General features: G+C 58.2%; 14 protein-coding genes and 1 tRNA gene. 8 read left to right on the top strand and 7 right to left on the bottom strand.

Annotation, left to right across the window (positions count from 1 at the left end):
* Entirely contained in the window at positions 1-1,152 is a 1,152-nt protein-coding gene (locus tag RUESEDTHA_RS02955; RefSeq protein WP_180884221.1) for an N-acetylmuramic acid 6-phosphate etherase, read from the bottom strand.
* Here RUESEDTHA_RS02955 and RUESEDTHA_RS02950 point away from each other — a divergent pair.
* From RUESEDTHA_RS02950 to RUESEDTHA_RS02915, 8 genes are all read left to right on the top strand, one after another.
* Entirely contained in the window at positions 1,135-1,938 is an 804-nt protein-coding gene (locus RUESEDTHA_RS02950) for a BadF/BadG/BcrA/BcrD ATPase family protein (RefSeq protein ID WP_255431600.1), read from the top strand. The two genes, RUESEDTHA_RS02955 and RUESEDTHA_RS02950, sit on opposite strands and share 18 nt — an antisense overlap.
* Positions 1,925-2,674 (top strand): GntR family transcriptional regulator, encoded by a 750-nt coding sequence (locus tag RUESEDTHA_RS02945; RefSeq protein WP_180884217.1) that lies wholly within the window; start codon positions 1,925-1,927, stop codon positions 2,672-2,674. The genes RUESEDTHA_RS02950 and RUESEDTHA_RS02945 overlap by 14 nt, the downstream gene beginning before the upstream one ends.
* Positions 2,675-2,693: 19 nt before the next feature.
* Complete coding sequence (locus tag RUESEDTHA_RS02940; protein ID WP_180884215.1) at positions 2,694-3,722, top strand: SIS domain-containing protein; 1,029 nt, start codon at positions 2,694-2,696, stop codon at positions 3,720-3,722.
* Positions 3,719-4,852, top strand: coding sequence for an N-acetylglucosamine-6-phosphate deacetylase (nagA, locus tag RUESEDTHA_RS02935; protein ID WP_180884213.1), 1,134 nt, complete (start codon positions 3,719-3,721; stop codon positions 4,850-4,852). Before RUESEDTHA_RS02940 ends, nagA begins: the two co-directional genes overlap by 4 nt.
* 142 nt (positions 4,853-4,994) lie before the next feature.
* Positions 4,995-5,069, top strand: a tRNA-Gly gene (locus tag RUESEDTHA_RS02930).
* A 126-nt stretch (positions 5,070-5,195) separates the two neighbouring features.
* Positions 5,196-7,016: an ABC transporter transmembrane domain-containing protein gene (locus RUESEDTHA_RS02925; RefSeq protein ID WP_180884211.1), complete on the top strand. Its 1,821-nt coding sequence runs from the start codon at positions 5,196-5,198 to the stop codon at positions 7,014-7,016.
* 157 nt (positions 7,017-7,173) lie between these two features.
* Positions 7,174-9,063, top strand: coding sequence for an acyl-CoA synthetase (locus RUESEDTHA_RS02920; RefSeq protein ID WP_180884209.1), 1,890 nt, complete (start codon positions 7,174-7,176; stop codon positions 9,061-9,063).
* 13 nt (positions 9,064-9,076) lie between these two features.
* Positions 9,077-10,000 (top strand): alpha/beta hydrolase, encoded by a 924-nt coding sequence (locus RUESEDTHA_RS02915; protein WP_180884207.1) that lies wholly within the window; start codon positions 9,077-9,079, stop codon positions 9,998-10,000.
* Here the strand turns inward: RUESEDTHA_RS02915 and RUESEDTHA_RS02910 are convergent, their stop codons facing one another.
* The 6 genes from RUESEDTHA_RS02910 to RUESEDTHA_RS02885 form a co-directional block, all read right to left on the bottom strand.
* The gene (locus tag RUESEDTHA_RS02910; protein ID WP_180884205.1) at positions 10,001-10,837 is read right to left on the bottom strand and encodes an alkaline phosphatase family protein; all 837 of its coding nucleotides are present in this window, start codon (positions 10,835-10,837) and stop codon (positions 10,001-10,003) included.
* 138 nt (positions 10,838-10,975) lie between these two features.
* Positions 10,976-12,613 (bottom strand): ABC transporter ATP-binding protein, encoded by a 1,638-nt coding sequence (locus RUESEDTHA_RS02905; protein WP_180884203.1) that lies wholly within the window; start codon positions 12,611-12,613, stop codon positions 10,976-10,978.
* A complete protein-coding gene (locus RUESEDTHA_RS02900) occupies positions 12,610-13,425 on the bottom strand; it encodes an ABC transporter permease (protein WP_171120411.1) in 816 nt (271 codons plus the stop codon). Before RUESEDTHA_RS02900 ends, RUESEDTHA_RS02905 begins: the two co-directional genes overlap by 4 nt.
* Entirely contained in the window at positions 13,422-14,378 is a 957-nt protein-coding gene (locus RUESEDTHA_RS02895) for an ABC transporter permease (RefSeq protein WP_171120413.1), read from the bottom strand. Before RUESEDTHA_RS02895 ends, RUESEDTHA_RS02900 begins: the two co-directional genes overlap by 4 nt.
* Positions 14,379-14,394: 16 nt before the next feature.
* The gene (locus RUESEDTHA_RS02890) at positions 14,395-15,981 is read right to left on the bottom strand and encodes an ABC transporter substrate-binding protein (protein ID WP_180884201.1); all 1,587 of its coding nucleotides are present in this window, start codon (positions 15,979-15,981) and stop codon (positions 14,395-14,397) included.
* Between the two features lie 124 nt (positions 15,982-16,105).
* Positions 16,106-18,097 carry a CocE/NonD family hydrolase gene (locus RUESEDTHA_RS02885; protein WP_180884199.1) on the bottom strand — a complete coding sequence of 664 codons (1,992 nt, stop codon included), beginning with the start codon at positions 18,095-18,097 and terminating at the stop codon, positions 16,106-16,108.
* Between the last annotated feature and the right edge of the window lie 48 nt (positions 18,098-18,145).

The raw sequence follows: 18,145 nt of genomic DNA, 5'->3' as shown, positions 1-18,145 counted from the left end.
TTAGCAGTTGTTTTGTATTTTCAATGCGGTGCTCACGATGCCGTTTGTCGCGTTCAGTTGTTCTGTTGCTTCGGCCAGAGACAGGCCGCGAGCTGCAATCAGAATGGCGGGCTTAACCTCGCCTTCAGCCGTTTCCAAAGCTGATTGTGCTGTGCCCGTATCCACTTCGGCGATCCGTGTAACGATGCCAGCGGCCCGTGCGCGGAGCTTGTCATTATCTGCGCGCAGGTTGACCATCATGCCCCGATAAACGTGACCAAGTTCCAGCGCCATCAGCGAAGACAGCATGTTCAAGGCGATCTTCTGCGCCGTTCCTGCACCCATGCGGGTTGATCCGGAAATCAGCTCGGGCGGTGTAGCCAAAAGGATCGGGATGTCGGCACCTTCCAGCAGCGGACTTTGCGCATTGTTGGCGATACCGATGACGGTGGCACCTTTTTTTTGGGCGATTTCACGGGCCGCTAACGTGTATGGCGTGGAACCGCTAGCTGACACCGCGATAACCGTGTCTTTGGACTGAAGGTCCTGCAGGTCATTTCTGAGGCCTTCGTCTTCATCTTCAGCCGCGCCGGGCATTTCCACGCCGGTCGGCAAGCCACCCGCCATGTGAATCCGCAACTGGCTTGCAGGGATCGAAAAGGTGCCCCCAAGCTCTTGCGCGTCGGCAGCGGCCATCAGACCAGAAGAGCCCGCAGCGATGTAATGGATCACTCCGCCAGAACGAATGGTATTTGCCATTGCTTCCGCTCCACCTGCTATGGCGTCCACCGCCTCAAGTGCGGTGTTCGCAGCAGCAACCTGTCCCGAAGCCAGAAGCCGGGCAGACAGCGTCAGGTCGCCGCGGTCAAGCCGCGCAGCTTCTTGATGCAGTTGTTCAGTCGACGGCAGCGTCAAGAGAATCCCCCATTGGTTTTCTTTACAATACCTATTCAATACCACTTGTCTATGACTTTCTTCCAACGTCTGGAAAATTGAAGAAATTGGCAATTGAAAGGGGGAATTGGTTCGAATTGGTCTATTTTTTTCTTTCCCGGCGGCAATAGGTATTATAATGGTATTGCTATGACTGAGTCTCGAAATAATGCTGTGTTGGCGGTTGATGGGGGTGGAACGCGTTGCCGGGTTGCCTGTGACATGGATGGTGCCGTCCATTCAGTAGAAACCGGACCAGCCAATGTTTCGAGCGATTTTGAGGGCGCGGTTAAGCAGATCAACATCGGTATTGAACGGTTGGCCAAAATTGTTGGCTGCAGAACAGATGACATGCTGCACTGGCCGTCCTTTGTTGGGCTGGCCGGGGTTACGGACGCCGGGATAGCGTCCCGATTGCGCGTGTCTTTGGGATTGGCGCAGGCGCGGATTAAGGACGACCGGCCCGCGGCGCTGCGCGGTGCTTTGGGTGCGCGTGACGGCTTGATTGCACACTGCGGCACTGGTTCATTTCTTGCGGCGCAGATGGATGGAGAAATGCGGTTCGCTGGCGGGTGGGGGCCTGTTTTGGGCGACGAAGCTTCGGCTCAGTGGGTTGGTCGCCGTGCCCTGACCGAGACATTGAATGTGGTGGACGGGGTCGAAGTGGAAACCGGCCTAACGCGCAATCTGTTGGACCGCTTCGACGGCGCCGCCGGTATCGTCGGTTTTGCCGGGACTGCGACTCCTGACCAGTTCGGCGCGCTCGCGCCTGAGGTGACTGCGGCTGCGCGGGAAAACGATGCGATCGCCAAGCGGATCATGCAGGTAGGGGGCGATTACATAGCGTCGATGGCAGCGAAATTGGGCTGGCGCCCAGATCAGGCGTTTTGCCTGACAGGAGGGATCGCGTCGCACTACGCAGATTACTTGCCAGCGGAGATGCAGTCTGCCGTGATTGCCCCTTTGGCGGAACCTTTGGTCGGAGCATTGGAATTGGCGAAGGAGATTCAGCATGAGTATAACTGATTTCCTGCGCGCAGACCTTTGGCTTTCACCCGAAAACGGCCCACGATACGTTCAACTGCGACGCAGGTTGCAAGAAGGGATCGACAAAGGTGTGCTTGCCCCCAACTCGTCGCTGCCGTCCGAACGTGAATTGGTAGAAATCACCGACCTGTCTCGTGTTACTGTGCGCAAAGCGATACAAGAGCTTGTGCAGGAAGGCGTTATTGAGCAGCGACAGGGGTCGGGTTCTTTTATTCGCGAACGCGTTCCAAAGGTCGAACAATCTCTGACTCACCTGACATCGTTCACCGAGGATATGTCGACTCGCGGTATGAGAACCGCGTCCAAATGGCTTGAGCGCGGAGTTTTTGCGCCGACTGCCGAAGAAATCAGCGCGCTGAACCTGTCGGAGGGCGAACAGATTGCCCGCATCTACCGATTGCGAGAGGCCGATGGTCGCCCCCTTGCGCTTGAGCGCGCTGCGTTGCCTTTGGATATCCTGCCAAATCCGATTGAGGTGACGACCTCACTCTACGAGGTTCTCGAAGGTCTGGGGCGCCGTCCGGTGCGGGCGGTTCAAAAAATCTCGGCACTCAACCTTGCTGCGCGCGAGGCTGAGTTGCTGGAAGTTCCCGAAGGTGCTGCCGGTTTGAATATCGAACGCATCTCATTTCTCAAGAACGGGCGGGTCGCAGAACTGACCCGGTCGTTGTATCGCGGCGACGCCTACGACTTTGTGGCCGAGCTACGGTTGTAACCGGAAGGACCGGAAATTCATGTCAGAAACTACTTCGAAAATGCGCCAGGAGATTCTGGAAATCCCTGCGGCGGTTGACAGATTGCTGTCCCAAGGCGCGCCCGACATCCTGAATGCCGCTCAGGTTTTCCGCGAGGCTGACCCGCGCTTTCTGATCACGGTGGCGCGCGGATCGTCCGATCACGCATGCAGCTATATCAAATATGCCAGTGAGCTATTGCTGAACCTTCCCGTTGCTTCGGTCGGGCCATCGGTCAGTTCGATCTATGGTGTTGAGTTGCAGGCGAAGGGGGCGGTCTGCCTGTCCGTTTCGCAGTCCGGGCAAAGCCCGGATATTGTGGATCTCGCGCGCTCGTTGGGTCGGTCAGGTGCTGCAACGGTCGCGATCACCAACGACACCAGCTCTCGTTTGGCCGAGGTCGCCGGTGCCGTCCTGCCGTTGCACGCAGGCCCCGAGTTAAGTGTAGCGGCCACCAAAACCTTCGTGACATCGCTGGTTGCCGGGCTTTGGCTGCTGGCAGAGGTCAAGCGTGATGCAGATCTTTTGAAGGCCATACATGCCTTGCCGCCGTTGCTTGAAAAAGCCGCTCATTGTGATTGGTCTGCCGCAGCTGACACGATCACCGGAAGGTCGTTGTTTACCCTTGGACGGGGCCCTTCCTTTGCAATTTCGGGCGAGGCAGCGTTGAAGATCAAGGAAACTTGTCAGATCCACGCAGAAAGCTATTCGGTGGCCGAAGTCCTGCATGGGCCGGTCTCGATCGTAGAGGAAGGCTTCCCAGCTATTGTGTTCGCCGCAAGTGACGCGGCCGAGCAAGCAACGGCTGAAGCCGCCGATGCATTGGCGGGGAAGGGCGCGGCTGTCTTTGCAACCACGGACAAAGTCACACAGGCCAGCCCGCTTCCGGTCGTCAAGACCGGCCATTGGATCACCGACCCGATCACCGCGATCACCGCCTTCTATGGTATGGTTGAATCCGTGGCCAGCGCCCGTGGGATCGACCCCGATGTACCGCGGCATCTGAAGAAAGTGACTGAGACGGTATGACAAATCACTCGGTAACCTTCCGAAACGGTCCCATCTTCGACGGTAACCGTTTGCTGTACGACCACGCGATCACCTTCCGTGATGGGGAGGAAGGTGAAATCCGGCCAGATTCGGATGCGGCTGGAGGTGAAATTGTCGACCTTAAGGGTGATATTCTAAGCCCCGGCTATTGCGACCTGCAGGTCAATGGCGGCGACGGGATCATGTTCAATGACGACCCCTCGGTGCAGACGATCCAGCGGATCGCGGCGGCTCACCGTCGTTTGGGCGTTGTGTCGCTGTTGCCCACATTGATTACAGATACGGCAGAGAAAACGCAGGCAGCAATTGATGCGACCATACAGGCTGTTCGCGAAGGTGTATCGGGTGTAGCGGGGCTGCATCTGGAGGGGCCTCATTTGTCGGTGGCGCGCAAAGGCGCCCATGACGCGGATCTGATCCGGCCGATGGACGACACGGATTTGGCCGCGCTGATCGCCGCGGCAGACGCGCTGCCCTGTCTGATGGTCACGGTCGCGCCCGAAGCCGTGACCGAGCAGCAAGTCGCCGTGCTCCATGATGCCGGGGTTCTGGTATCTCTGGGTCATAGTGATGCGGATTTCGCGACGTGTCAGCGTTATGCGGCGGCAGGAGCGCGTTGTGTGACGCACTTGTTCAACGCCATGAGCCAGCTTGGAAACCGCGAACCCGGTCTGGTGGGGGCTGCGCTGGCAAATGGCGGGCTTTCCGCCGGTTTGATCGCTGATGGAATTCACGTGCATCCCGAAGTCATGCGGGCTGCATGGGCGGCCAAGACGTCTCCGGGGCAGATTTTCCTTGTTAGCGACGCGATGGCCGTTGCGGGCACCGACCAGACCACGTTCGAGTTGGAGGGCCGCAGGATCACGCGGGCAAACGGGAAACTCACGCTTGAGGATGGCACATTGGCCGGTGCAGACTTGGATTTGACGACGGCCATTCGCGTATTGGTCACGCAGGTTGGTGTACCCTTGCCGCAAGCTTTGGCTGCGGCGACGTCCTATCCATCGCAATTGATCGCGCATTCTGGTGCGCAGCAGCTTCGGTATGCGTCGATGATCCGTATCTCTGCGACGCTGGAGTCGTGCGATTGGCTGCCGCAGCGGGATTGACTGACATCGCCCGGCCCAGTCCGATTTCCGGGCCCGCCCCGGCATGGATGACCCGATTGAACCTATATCGGATGAAATCGAAATCAGCCCAAGAACTGCGCTTGACGGCACCTTTCGCATCGCTTAAACCGACCTCCGCTGAGCGGGCGTCGTATACTGGCTATTACCTCAGCCTTCCAAGCTGATGAAGCGGGTTCGATTCCCGCCGCCCGCTCCAAATCAGCCCAAATCTCTGCGTCAAAAGGCCCTGCGAAGGCCCAAAATCTGGTGCTTTGCTTGACCCCAACTGTTCCTGCGGTCAAGAAGCGTTCACCCAAGTGCGAACACGATATAAGGCCCAGACATGGCAAGATCCGACGCCGCCAAGCCCGCAGGAAATTCCGCCCCCAGCGCGACCGAAGAGCGTGCGCGCTCACGGAAGATAGGCGTTCTTGGGTCTTTGTGGCCCTTTATGAAACCCTACCGATTGCTCATGGCGGGGGCTGGGCTTGCCTTGGTTTTGACGGCTAGCATGACCCTGACCTTGCCCCTGGCGGTGCGGCGCGTGGTTGACAATTTTCGGATCGAAGATGGCGAGCTGCTTGATTGGTATTTTCTTGCCGCACTTGCGATTGCTGCTGTTCTGGCTGTCGGGACGGGCATCCGCTATGCGCTGGTTACCAAGTTGGGCGAACGCGTGGTGGCGGATATCCGCAAGGCTGTTTTCGATCGGGTGATTGGGATGAGCCCCGAGTTCTATGAACGTATTATGACGGGCGAGGTCCTTAGCCGAATTACGACGGACACGACACTGATTCAGTCTGTCATCGGTTCATCGGTTTCCATCGCACTGCGGAACATGCTGATGTTTTTTGGCGGGCTGATCCTGATGCTTTTGACCTCGGCCAAGCTGACGGGAATGGTGCTGCTGTTGATCCCGCTGGTCGTGGTTCCGATTCTGGTGCTGGGCCGTCGTTTGCGGGTGATCAGCCGCGAAAATCAGGATTGGATCGCCGCCTCATCCGGTAATGCTGGCGAGGCGCTGACGGCCGTTCAGACTGTGCAGGCCTTCACCCATGAACAGGCCAGTCGTCAGCAGTTTGGTGAGATGACCGAGACCTCGTATATCGTGTCGCTGCGCCGTATTCGCACACGCGCCGTGCTGACCGTGATTGTGATCTTTCTGGTGTTCTCCGGTATTGTCGGGGTGTTGTGGATGGGGGCGAATGACGTTCGTAACGGTGTGATGACCGAAGGCGTTTTGATCCAGTTCGTTATCTACTCGATCATAATGGCGGGTTCGGTCGCTGCCCTGTCCGAGATCTGGAGCGAATTGCAGCGCGCGGCAGGTGCGACCGAGCGTTTGGTTGAATTGCTGAACGCGCAGGACACCGTGACCGATCCTATATCCGCCTCTCACTTGCCGACGCCTGTGCGGGGCGAGATCAACTTTGATCAGGTTACATTCCACTATCCCGCGCGACCCGATGTCGTCGCGCTGGATCGCCTGTCCCTTAGTGTCAAGCCCGGTGAAACCGTGGCCTTCGTTGGGCCATCTGGCGCTGGAAAAACCACGGTCATTCAGATGATCCAGCGTTTCTACGATCCGGATTCAGGCCGTGTCAGCCTTGATGGTGTCGACTTGCGCGATCTGGACAGGAGTGATTTTCGCAGCCACATGGCCCTTGTGCCGCAAGACCCGATCATTTTCGCGGCATCTGCGCGGGAAAACATTCGCTTTGGGCGTCTGGATGCTTCTGACGCGGAAGTGGAATCTGCTGCTCGTGCTGCCGCTGCGCATGACTTCATCTCGGCCCTCCCGGAAGGGTATGACAGTTTCGTTGGCGAACGGGGTGTGATGCTGTCAGGTGGGCAGAAACAGCGTATCGCCATCGCGCGGGCAATCCTGCGAGATGCGCCAGTTCTTTTGCTGGACGAGGCAACCTCGGCGCTGGATGCCGAAAGTGAGCGTGCAGTTCAGGGTGCGGTCGATCAGATGCGCGCGGGTCGGACGACGTTGATCGTGGCCCACCGCTTGGCAACGGTCAAAAAGGCAGATCGGATCGTTGTGATGGAGGCTGGGCAGATCGTGGCACAGGGTACTCATGATGATCTGGTCGCGCAGGACGGGCTTTACGCGCGTTTGGCGCGGCTGCAGTTTACTGATGGAGTCGCCACAGAATAAACTGACGTCGGGGCAGAATTGAATACTCCGCTGCGTCACGCTGCTTAATTGCACATTTTTTGGCTATGCGCCTGCTTGCGCGTATACGGTTTTGCTTCCATCCTACGGTGGACTTAAAACCCGTGCGCGACGCGGGAAGCAATCAGGGAGGTGCCGCATGGCCTTTGTCGGAGTGGAAGACAAGCTAAAACTAGAGCAGGAAATGCCGTGGGAGGATCGGGACGTTCCGGTCACATTCCACCAACTGCTGTCCCGGACTGCGGGTAAGTTTCCCAATAACGACGCGATCAGTTTTCAACTTATGTCCGGTCCGACGGACAAGGCCGAAACGCTGACGTGGTCTGAACTGCTTGGAAAGGTCAATCAGGCGGCGAACCTGTTCCGCTCGTTGGGTGTGGGTGAAAAGGATGTGGTGGCCTATATCCTGCCCAATTGTAACGAGACGCTGATCACCATGATGGGCGGTGCAGTGGCAGGGATCGTGAACCCGATCAACCCGCTGTTGGAACCCGAGCAGATCGCGGCCATTCTGCGTGAAACCGGCGCCAAGGTTGTTGTCACTTTGAAGTCTTTTCCCAAGACGGATGTGGCGCAAAAGGTCGAAGAGGCCGTGCGCCATGCGCCCACGGTCAACACCATTCTTGAAATTGACCTGAACCGTTATCTGACGCCCCCCAAATCGTGGCTGGTTCCGTTCCTGCGTCCCAAGATGGGCGACAAGGAACATCTGGCCCACGCGAACTACAAGAATTTCAACAAAGAGCTGGCAAAGCAACCCACGACCCTGACCTTCGAGGACAGCAAGGAAGACCGCGTCGCCTGCTATTTCCACACCGGCGGAACCACGGGTATGCCGAAGGTGGCGCAGCACAAGTATTCTGGCCTGATTTACAATGGTTGGCTGGGCGGCACATTGCTGTTTACGGACCAGGACGTGGTGATGTGCCCCTTGCCGATGTTCCACGTCTTTGCGGTTCATGTAATCATGATGTCCGCTGTGTCTTCGGGTGCGCATGTGGTGTTCCCGACACCTGCCGGATATCGCGGCGACGGCGTTTTCGACAATTTCTGGAAACTGATCGAGCGTTGGAAAGTCACGTTCATCATTACCGTGCCCACCGCAATTGCTGCAAAGATGCAGCGCCCGGTGGATGCCGATATCTCGACCGTAAAAACTGCGTTCTCGGGCTCGGCCCCGCTGCCGGTAGAGCTGTTCCGCCGCTTCGAAGAAGCGACCGGTGTGACCATCATCGAAGGATACGGCCTGACCGAGGCGACCTGTCTGGTGTCCTGTAACCCGACTGATGGCGAGAAGAAGATCGGCTCGATCGGGATTCCGTTCCCGTATACGGATGTCAAAATCCTGAACGATGGACAGGATGGCCCAGCCGAAGCCGCGCCTAACGAGATCGGTGAAATCTGTATCTCGAACCCCGGGGTCTATGCTGGCAACACTTATACCGAAGCCGACAAGAACGTGGATCTTTACCACTTTGACACGTATCTGCGCACCGGCGATCTGGGCCGTTTCGACGAGGACGGTTATCTGTGGATCACAGGCCGCGCCAAGGACCTGATCATCCGAGGCGGTCACAATATCGATCCCGCTGAAATCGAAGAGGCGCTGCTGGGACATGACGCTGTTGCCTTTGCCGGTGCCATTGGACAGCCCGATGCCTATGCGGGAGAGGTACCCTGTGCCTTTGTCGAACTGGTCGAGGGCGCCTCGGTTACCGAAAAGGAGCTGTTGGAATATTGCGACGTCCATGTTCACGAACGTGCGGCGCAGCCCAAGCACATGACCATTCTGGACGAGCTTCCCAAGACCGCAGTTGGCAAGGTGTTCAAACCCGAACTGCGCAAACAGGCAATCACACGTATCTATAACGGCGCGCTGGAAAAAGCAGGCGTCGATGCCCGCGTTGTCTCGGTGATTGACGACAAAAAGCGCGGGCTGGTTGCGCAGCTTGACGCGAACGGTTCCTCGGACGACGATGTCAGCAAAGTGCTGGGCTCTTTCACCCAGCCATGGGAATGGGCTGCCTGATCGCGGAGGGGACATGGATTATGAACGCCTGATTGACGAAGAAACCTGGGCGTTCATAAGACGTACCGCCGAAAGCTATCCCGATGACGCGGTCGAATTGTCGATTGACGACCAGCGCCGCGTCTATGACGCGATGTGTCAGGACTTTCGCCAACCGCGACCTGCGGGGGTAGAAACAGAAGACAGGCATGCCGATGGCGTGCCTGTTCGCGTCTATGCTGCAGGCGATCCCACACGAACCGTAGTTTATCTGCATGGTGGCGGCTTTGTCGTAGGCGGCTTGGACAGCCACGATGATGTTTGCGCCGAGATTTGCGCGCAAACAGGATATCGGGTGGTCGCAGTGGATTACCGGCTGTGCCCGGAACATGTTCATCCCGCCCAGTTTCAGGATGCCTGGACTGCAGTGAATTGGGCTGCAACGGAATTCGGGGATGCGCTGGTACTGGCCGGAGACAGCGCCGGAGGGAATCTGGCCGCTGCTGTCGCTCATCACGCGCGCGGACGGTTGGATATGATTCTGGGGCAGGTGCTGATCTATCCCGGTCTGGGCGGGGACCGGTCGAAGGGGTCTTATCTGGAACATGCCCATGCGCCGCTTTTGACGCTTGAGGATATCGTCTTCTACGAAAAGGTGCGGTGCGGCGGACCAGCGCCGCAGGATGATCCGACCTATGCTCCGTTGCACGACAGCGATTTCTCAAACCTGCCGCCGACTGTGGTCGTAACGGCAGACTGCGATCCGTTGCGCGATGACGGGCCAGACTATTGCGCCCGGATCACCGAGGCCGGCGGCAAAGCACACTGCATCAACGAAGCGGGGCTGGTGCACGGCTATCTACGGGCGCGCACCTCGGTCAAGCGTGCCGCAGACAGTTTTGAGCGGATATCCGTGGCGATCGAAGCGCTGGGTCAGCAGATATGGCCTTATGACTGATTACTTGAGGAATGGCTGTGCCTTCATGGTCTCGGCCACGGGCGCGCCCATCCGGGTCAGGATCGTTGGGGCTAGTTGAAGCTGGTCGATGACCGCATCCGCCTCGGGGCCTTCTGCATCGCCGAAATAATACAGCGCAGTTTCCTGCTGCAATGGGCTGCGGCCTCCGTGGTGGCCACGTTCATCTTGGCCGTGGTCAGCCGTGACGATCACCTCGTACCCCAGTTGCCGCCAACGGGGGATGAAAGGGGCCAGCATCTCATCCATGACAAAACAGGCGTGGTCCATTTCCTCGCTTTCATGGAAAAAGCGATGTCCCATGCTGTCCAGCGTACAGGTGTGCAGGATGCCGTAATCCAGCCCAAAGCGCAGGCACATGTTGGTGAGCTGGGCAAATAGGTCTACGTCGCAGGGCGTCATCTGGTTGGCCTTGCCATAGCCGGTCATGGTGTGAAACCGGCCATGATTGATCGTCTTGCTGTCGGGCTCGTCATATTCTACGTCGCGCACGTAATCGAACGGGTGCCGATTGAAGAATTGTGACCAATAGCTGTGGGTGACCGCCCCGGTGATGCCCTCGGCCTCGCGCACCTGACTGAACACGTCCTTATGGCTCAGGCGGAAGACATTGCCGTTTCCGGTGCACCCATGTTCCTGCGGAGTGACGCCCGTGTGGATCGAGGCATAGCAACTGGCCGAGGTCGATGGCAGCACCGAACGCAGTTTCCACACGCGCGCTTCGCCGCTGTCGACCCACCCTTCGAGGTTGCCGAACAGACGGCGGAAATTGCGCCACGGCACGCCGTCAAGGATAATGAGGAGGAGTTTGCGGTCCATGGTTCGGCCTTTTTGCTAGATCCTTGGGCGAGCCTAGGGGATTCGCCTTGGATAAGCCGCCCATTATCGTCCCAAATAGCAAAATCCCGACACCTGTTTGTGACAAGTGCCGGGATTTCATGAGTGTTTTGCGCGGGATCAGTTCCCCGCACTCTCCATCTTGCGATGGGCGACAACCTCTTCTAGCCAGCCCAGATGCATCTCGGGGACCGAGCTGAGCAGAAGGTCGGTATAGTCGTCGAACGGTGGGCTCAACACTTGTGATTTCGGGCCGTAACGGACCACACGGCCCTGATACATCACCGCGATACTGTCGCTGATCGCGCGGACCGTCGCCAGATCGTGCGTGATGAACAGATAGGCCACATCCTCGATCTTTTGCAGGTCCAGCAGCAGTTTCAGGATGCCATCTGCCACCAGCGGGTCCAGCGCCGAAGTGACCTCATCACAGATGATCATCTTGGGTTTGGCTGCCAGCGAGCGGGCGATACAGACACGCTGTTTCTGCCCGCCAGACAGTTCCGCCGGATAACGGTCGATGAACTTTTCGCCCAGCTCGATCTCATCCAGCAGCTCAACGATCCGCTTGCGTTTTTCCGCGCCGCGCATGTTGAAATAGAACTCCAGCGGGCGACCGATGATGGTGCCCACGGTCTGACGCGGGTTCATCGCAACGTCGGCCATCTGGTAGATCATCTGCAACTCGCGCAGGTCCTCACGGGTGCGTCCCTTGAGGTCGGATGACAGCTTACGCCCGGCAAAGGTGATCTCACCATCGCGCGGTGGCAAAAGGCCAGTGATCACCCGCGCCAGCGTCGACTTGCCCGAGCCGGATTCACCCACAACCGCCAGCGTCTGCCCCGGGTGAAGCTCGACATTGACGTTGTGCAGCACGTCGAAATTCAGCCCCTTATAGCGCGCGGTGATGCCGTCAACACTCAGCACCGGTTCTGGCGTCGGCTGTTTCTCTTCGTGCTCGATCGAGCGGACCGAGACCAGAGCCTTGGTATACTCTTCCTGCGGGTTGTTGATGATCTGGTCGGTATTGCCGTACTCGACCGTATTGCCCATGCGCAGAACCATGATGTCGTCGCTGACCTGCGCGACCACGGCAAGGTCGTGCGTGATATAAAGCGCGGCAACACCGGTATCTGCGATGGCCTCTTTGATGGCCATCAGAACGTCGATCTGGGTGGTCACGTCCAGCGCCGTGGTGGGTTCGTCGAACACCACCAAATCGGGTTCGGGACACAGCGCCAAAGCAGTCATACAGCGCTGTAGCTGACCGCCGGACACTTGGTGCGGATAACGCTCACCGATATTGTCGGGGTCGGGCAGACCCAGCTTAGCGAACAGCTCGCGCGCGCGTTTTTCGGCTTCTTTGCGGCTGAACTTCTTCTGTTCCACCGCAGCCTCAACCACTTGATCCATGATCTTCTTGGCGGGGTTGAAGGACGCCGCGGCAGATTGAGACACGTATGTGACCTCACCCCCACGCAGTTTTCGGATATCGCCGTATGAGGTCTTCAGGATGTCACGCCCGTTGACCCAAACCTCACCGCCAGTGATCTGCACACCGCCCCGGCCATAGGCCATCGAGGCCAGACCGATGGTTGACTTACCAGCGCCGGATTCACCGATCAGCCCCAGCACCTTGCCACGTTCGAGGTCAAAGTTGACCCCGTGCACGATCTCGATGTCATGGGGTTTCTCACCCGGTGGATAAACGGTCGCGCCAATCTTGAGGTCGCGGACCTTGAGAAGGGTATCACTCATCCCCGGCCTCCTTTCAGCGATGTGGTGCGGTTCAGGACCCAGTCAGCCACCAGATTGACCGAGATGGCCAGCGTTGCGATGGCCACAGCCGGGTACAGCGCGGCGCCGATGCCATAGACGATGCCGTCCTTGTTTTCCTTCACGATCCCGCCCCAATCAGCCAGCGGCGGTTGCACGCCAAGGCCAAGGAACGACAGGGTCGACACAAAGAGAACCGCAAAGATAAAGCGCAGACCTAGTTCCGCCACCAGCGGTGACAAAGCGTTGGGCAGAATTTCGCGGAAGATGATCCACGATTGACCTTCGCCGCGCAGTTTTGCGGCCTCGACATAGTCCATCACAGCGATATCTACCGCGACCGCACGGGCCAGACGATAGACGCGGGTGGAATCCAGCAGCCCCATAACCAGGATCAGAACCGGGATGGTCACGGGGACCATCGCCAGAACCACCAGTGCGCTGATCAGCGTCGGGATCGACATGATCAGATCGACGGTTCGCGACATGACCTGATCGGCCCAGCCACCCAGTACGGCGGCCAGAAACCCAAGGATAGAACCGGTCACAAAGCTGAGGATCGTCGCAGCGGTAGCGATAAAGATCGTCGTCCGCCCGCCATAGATCATGCGGCTGAGAAGGTCTCGCCCGATATTGTCGGTGCCAAGCCAGAACTGAGAACTCGAAGGCTCCCACACGTCGCCCACGACCTCGGCCATGCCATAAGGGGCCAGCAGCGGCGCAAGTAGAGCGATGATGAAGTAGAGGGCTGTGAAGGCCAGCCCGATCATTGCAGAGATTGGGATGTTCTTCATTTCGGATGCCTCAGCCTTGGGTTGGCAAGAATGGCAACGATGTCGGCAACCATGTTCAACCCGATATAGATCGCGGCAAAGATCACGCCGCAGGCCAGAACCACCGGAACATCACGCTTGGTCACGTGATCCACCAGGTACTGTCCCATGCCGGGATAGACGAACACCACCTCGACCACGACGACACCGACCACCAGATAGGCCAGGTTCAGCATCACCACGTTGACAATCGGCGCGACCGCGTTGGGCAGCGCGTGGCGGTAGATGATCTTGAAGTTGGTCAGCCCCTTCAGTTCAGCAGTCTCGACATAGGCCGACTGCATGACGTTCAGGATCGCCGCGCGTGTCATCCGCATCATATGCGCAAGGACCACCAGCGTCAGAACGATAACGGGCAAAGCGATCGAGTTCAGCTTTTGGCCCAGCGTCATGCTGTCATTGATCATCGCAAGCGGTGAGAACATGCCCAACTTCACAGCCACGAAATAGACCAGAACATAGCCGATCAGGAATTCGGGGATCGAGATCGTGGTTAGGGTGACCGCCGAGATCAGCTTGTCGGGCCAGCGGTTGCGGTAGCGCACGGCCAGCAGGCCCAGAAAGATAGCAAGCGGGACGGAAATAACCGCCGCCCAGAATGCAAGAAACAGGGTATTGCTCAGACGGCCACCGACGGATTCGGCAATGTCGAGCTTGTTGGTCAGGGATTGTCCCAGATCACCTTGAACAAGGCCCCCCAGCCATTCGAAATAGCGGGTCAGCGCAGGCCGGTTCAGGCCCATCTCTTCGCGTAAGTTTTCAAGGGCCTCGGGAGTTGCGGACTGCCCCAGGACGGCTTGCGCGGCGTCTCCGGGAAGGGCTTCGGTCATGCCAAAAATCAGGGCCGAAGCGCCGAGCAGCAAAAGGAGTCCCAGCGCCAGGCGCTGGGAAACCAGTTTCAATATAGGATGCATAAATCCGTGACCCGTATCAGGCGAACCACATCTTACGAGAAACGTTGCCGTTCATCATCTCTTGGGTCGGATCGGACTCCCACCCGGCAAGCTGGTTGCTGATGCCTTCGACAAAGTCGTTGAACATCGGGCAGATCAGGCCGCCTTCGTCGCGGACCATATGACCCATCTGGCTGTAGATGTCCTTACGCTTGTCGTTGTCCAGTTCTGCACGGGCCTGGAACAGCATCTCGTCAAAGGCCGGGACCTTGAAGCGCGTGTCGTTCCAATCCGCTGTGGACAGATACGCGGTCGCGTACATCTGATCCTGCACCGGACGGCCACCCCAGTAAGAGGCGCAGAAAGGCTGTACGTTCCAGACTTCGGACCAATAGCCGTCATTGGGCTCGCGCTTGATTTCCAGCGGGATACCAGCTTGCGCTGCAGTCTGCTGGAACAGCGCTGCCGCGTCGACAGCACCAGGGAAGGCGCCGTCTGCAACACGCAGAATGATCGGCGAGCCGTCATGGCCGGATTTCTTATAGTGTTCAGCCGCTTTCTCGAGGCTGAATTCACGCTGCGGGATCGAACCATCGAACAGCGGATAAGCCGCGTTGATCGGCATGTCATTCCCGATGGTGCCATAGCCACGCAGAACTTTGTCCACCAGTTCCTGACGGTTGATTGCGTGTTTCAGCGCCAGACGCAGTTCATTCTGGTCGAACGGTGCGGTGTCGCAATGCATGATGAACACATAGTGCCCGCGACCGGCCGTCGAGTGTACGGTCAGGTTGGGCGCACGACCCAGCAGGTCTGCGACCTTGGGCTCGACGCGGTTGATCGCGTGAACCTGACCGGATTGCAGTGCGGCGGTACGCGCAGTGGCATCGTTGATGACGACCACTTCGACGCTGTCGAAATTGCCGAAATCCGGGTTCCAGTGGTTGGCGAACTTCTTGAACACGTGACGCACGCCGGGCTCATCGACTTCTAACTGGTATGGGCCGGTGCCGATACCCGCGCCTGGGTTGTCCATGCCGCCATCGGGCTGAACGATCAGGTGATAATCGGCCATCAGGTAAGGAAGGTCGGCGTTCGGCTCGGTCAGAGTGACCTGGAAGTTGTCGCCATCGGCCTTCATCGACTCGATACCCTTCATGATGCCCAAAGCACCGGACTTGGAGTCTTCGTTCGAATGGCGCTCCATGGTCTTCAGCACGTCTTCGCTGGTCATGGTTTTGCCGTTATGAAATTCCACGCCCTGACGCAGCTTGAAGGTCCAGACCTTGGCGTCGGCGCTGCCTTCAACGCTTTCAGCAAGGCGTGGTTCGATCGAGCCGTCAGGCGCAACTTCGACCAGTTGGTCGCCGAATTGCTTACCGTTTTGGAACGGAACCGAGCTTGCATAGGTTGCCGGATCAAGCGAGTTGGTCGATTCGCCGCCTTGCAGACCAAATTTCAGATCACCGCCTTTTTTCGGGCCTGCCGCGCGTGCAGCGTCCGCGAACAGGGTGCTGGCCATCGCTGCCGATACACCCAAGGCCGCGGCTTTCCCCATGAATTCGCGGCGGGTCAGCTTGCCCGCTGTGACCTCTTTGGTCATGTGAGTGATTTGTTCGTTCATCCAATGATCTCCCAATTGGTTGGATTTTTTGGCCCTTTGCGGGCTTTTATTGACGCATGAGTCAAGTTAGGCGTAATTCGGCCTTATGAGCAAGGATAAATGTCTTACCTTTGCGGCCTGAAAATCACATCTGGTTGCGCGGTATGGTATCCTCCAGTTCCTTTGAAAACACCTCAACCTCCCCCTCATAGGCTGTCAATTTCGCCCTGAGGAAGAAACTAGTGCGATCTGACCACATTTGACAGGATGTTTCGGTGCGCAATTCGATACCGTCCCGCCGCAATTCCTGCGTCCAGAGGCAATGCCCTTTGGCTGAAAGAGGGTCATCCGGGTGGATCGACCAGCATTCGTAAGCGGTTCCGCCATTTGTGAGGCCGTGGTGATTGTCCTTGGTCATGCCAAAGTCATCTTCGATGATCAGGCGGGTCTCACCGGTGTTCATATCCGTTTCGACACGTCTGGTGTTCTGGGCCTTGCGTAGGATGGTGGCGTCACGCGGCACCTCGGATTCGGGGGGCGGGAAAACATATTCATCTGTTTCTGTCGGACGAACAGGGATCGAGACTTCGCCCTGAGTCAGGTGCAGCTCAGCAGGTTCCGGCGACGGCCAGATCAAGGGCCAATAGGCACTTGAAACAGCCACGCGTAGACGGTGACCTTTCGGAACCCGATAGGCGATGTGGTCCAGATCCAGCGTGACATCATACGCGACGCCGGGGGACAAGGGGGCAGGTTGGGCGTGGCTGTCACGATGGGACAGGTTCAACACGCCATATGTGATGCGCGTAGAGGCCCCGTCCGGGTGCAGGTGGTTCAGACGTATGGCAACCTGCGCCTGAGGTCGGTCTGCGCTGATCCGCAACCGAATGCGGGGTGCACCGACGATATCAAGATCCGCACTCAATGGTTCGCCGTCAAAACAGGCGGACATGGCATCGTCTGTGCGCTGGTCACCCGGCATGTCCGGACCCAGCCAGATGGCGCAATACTCACCGCTTTCCATACCGCATGTCTGAGGCGAACAAACCCTGACATCCAAAGAACCCGACGCGCCTATTCCGGAATTGGTCAGGTGCCAATCCTGCGTCGGAAAATGGGATGTTGCGCCTTCATTCTCAGCGATCCAGCGTCCGGGGCGGTCGTTGTACCAGCGTTGCGGGCGAACCCCGTCCATCAGATATGCGCGGTAATCCGGGTCGCTCTCAACCCCGGTATCTGTATCTTTCAGCCAGTGGTCCCACCAGCGCAACGCTTCTTGTAGAAACCCGATCCGGGGTTCGGGCACGGCGAAATGCGGGTACTTGTGAACCCAAGGCCCAACGATGCCTTTGGCCGGGGCCTTCAACTGCTCAACGAGCAAGGGAACCGTGTTTTTGTACGCGTCGCCCCAGCCCCCGACGGCCAAAGTCGCAGCTTGGATCGCGCTGAAATCCTCGCAAACCGAGCCATGCTGCCAATACGCATCCCGTGTCTGATGGCGGAGCCAGACCGAGGGCAGGAACGGTTCATTCTCAAGCCGGTCCAGCCACAGATCACGCCAATTCGGACGCAAGGCCGGATCTGGCGCGCGCGAGGAATAGGACCACATTGTTGCGCCCCATCCGAGGTTTTCATTCAGCAGGCAACCGCCCTTGTAATGGATGTCATCCGCATAGCGATCGGCCGTCGAACAGAGCGTGATGATCGCCTTCAGCGCCTCGGGCTGCATGGCCGCGACCTGTAGCGCGTTGAAGCCCCCCCAACTGATGCCCATCATGCCAACGCGGCCCGTGCACCAAGGCTGTTGCGTCAACCATTCGATCGTCGCGACAGCATCGTCCAATTCCTGCTGGGTATATTCATCCTCCATCAGCCCTTCGCTGTCGCCATTGCCGCGCATGTCGACACGAATGCAGGCGTAACCGCGTTTGGCAAACCAGGGATGGGTCAGCGCGTCGCGGGTCGCGGTCCCGTCACGCTTGCGATACGGCAAAAATTCCAGAATGGCGGGAACGGGGGTCTCGGTGGCATTTTCGGGCATCCAGATTCGCGCGGAAAGGCGGCAACCGTCCGGCATGTGAATGCCGACATCCGGCAGTTCCTGAATATCGTACAGCGAATTGGGATTGGGCGTCATTGTCTCAGTCTCAGCGTCTTTGATTTTTTCGGTTCATTGAAAATCGTC

The sequence above is a fragment of the Ruegeria sp. THAF57 genome, from assembly GCF_903914075.1.
Classification (GTDB): Bacteria; Pseudomonadota; Alphaproteobacteria; order Rhodobacterales; family Rhodobacteraceae; genus Ruegeria.
Note: the sequence above shows the minus strand (reverse complement) of the source record. Positions and strands in the feature narration are given on the sequence as shown.

Coding starts and splice junctions, on each gene's coding strand:
- RUESEDTHA_RS02920 (WP_180884209.1), top strand. CDS start 7,174: ATGGCCTTTGTCGGAGTGGAAGACAAGCTAAAACTAGAGCAGGAAATG.
- nagA (WP_180884213.1), top strand. CDS start 3,719: ATGACAAATCACTCGGTAACCTTCCGAAACGGTCCCATCTTCGACGGT.
- RUESEDTHA_RS02950 (WP_255431600.1), top strand. CDS start 1,135: ATGGATGGTGCCGTCCATTCAGTAGAAACCGGACCAGCCAATGTTTCG.
- RUESEDTHA_RS02945 (WP_180884217.1), top strand. CDS start 1,925: ATGAGTATAACTGATTTCCTGCGCGCAGACCTTTGGCTTTCACCCGAA.
- RUESEDTHA_RS02910 (WP_180884205.1), bottom strand. CDS start 10,837: ATGGACCGCAAACTCCTCCTCATTATCCTTGACGGCGTGCCGTGGCGC.
- RUESEDTHA_RS02890 (WP_180884201.1), bottom strand. CDS start 15,981: ATGAACGAACAAATCACTCACATGACCAAAGAGGTCACAGCGGGCAAG.
- RUESEDTHA_RS02925 (WP_180884211.1), top strand. CDS start 5,196: ATGGCAAGATCCGACGCCGCCAAGCCCGCAGGAAATTCCGCCCCCAGC.
- RUESEDTHA_RS02895 (WP_171120413.1), bottom strand. CDS start 14,378: ATGCATCCTATATTGAAACTGGTTTCCCAGCGCCTGGCGCTGGGACTC.
- RUESEDTHA_RS02940 (WP_180884215.1), top strand. CDS start 2,694: ATGTCAGAAACTACTTCGAAAATGCGCCAGGAGATTCTGGAAATCCCT.
- RUESEDTHA_RS02955 (WP_180884221.1), bottom strand. CDS start 1,152: ATGGACGGCACCATCCATGTCACAGGCAACCCGGCAACGCGTTCCACC.
- RUESEDTHA_RS02905 (WP_180884203.1), bottom strand. CDS start 12,613: ATGAGTGATACCCTTCTCAAGGTCCGCGACCTCAAGATTGGCGCGACC.
- RUESEDTHA_RS02900 (WP_171120411.1), bottom strand. CDS start 13,425: ATGAAGAACATCCCAATCTCTGCAATGATCGGGCTGGCCTTCACAGCC.
- RUESEDTHA_RS02915 (WP_180884207.1), top strand. CDS start 9,077: ATGGATTATGAACGCCTGATTGACGAAGAAACCTGGGCGTTCATAAGA.
- RUESEDTHA_RS02885 (WP_180884199.1), bottom strand. CDS start 18,097: ATGACGCCCAATCCCAATTCGCTGTACGATATTCAGGAACTGCCGGAT.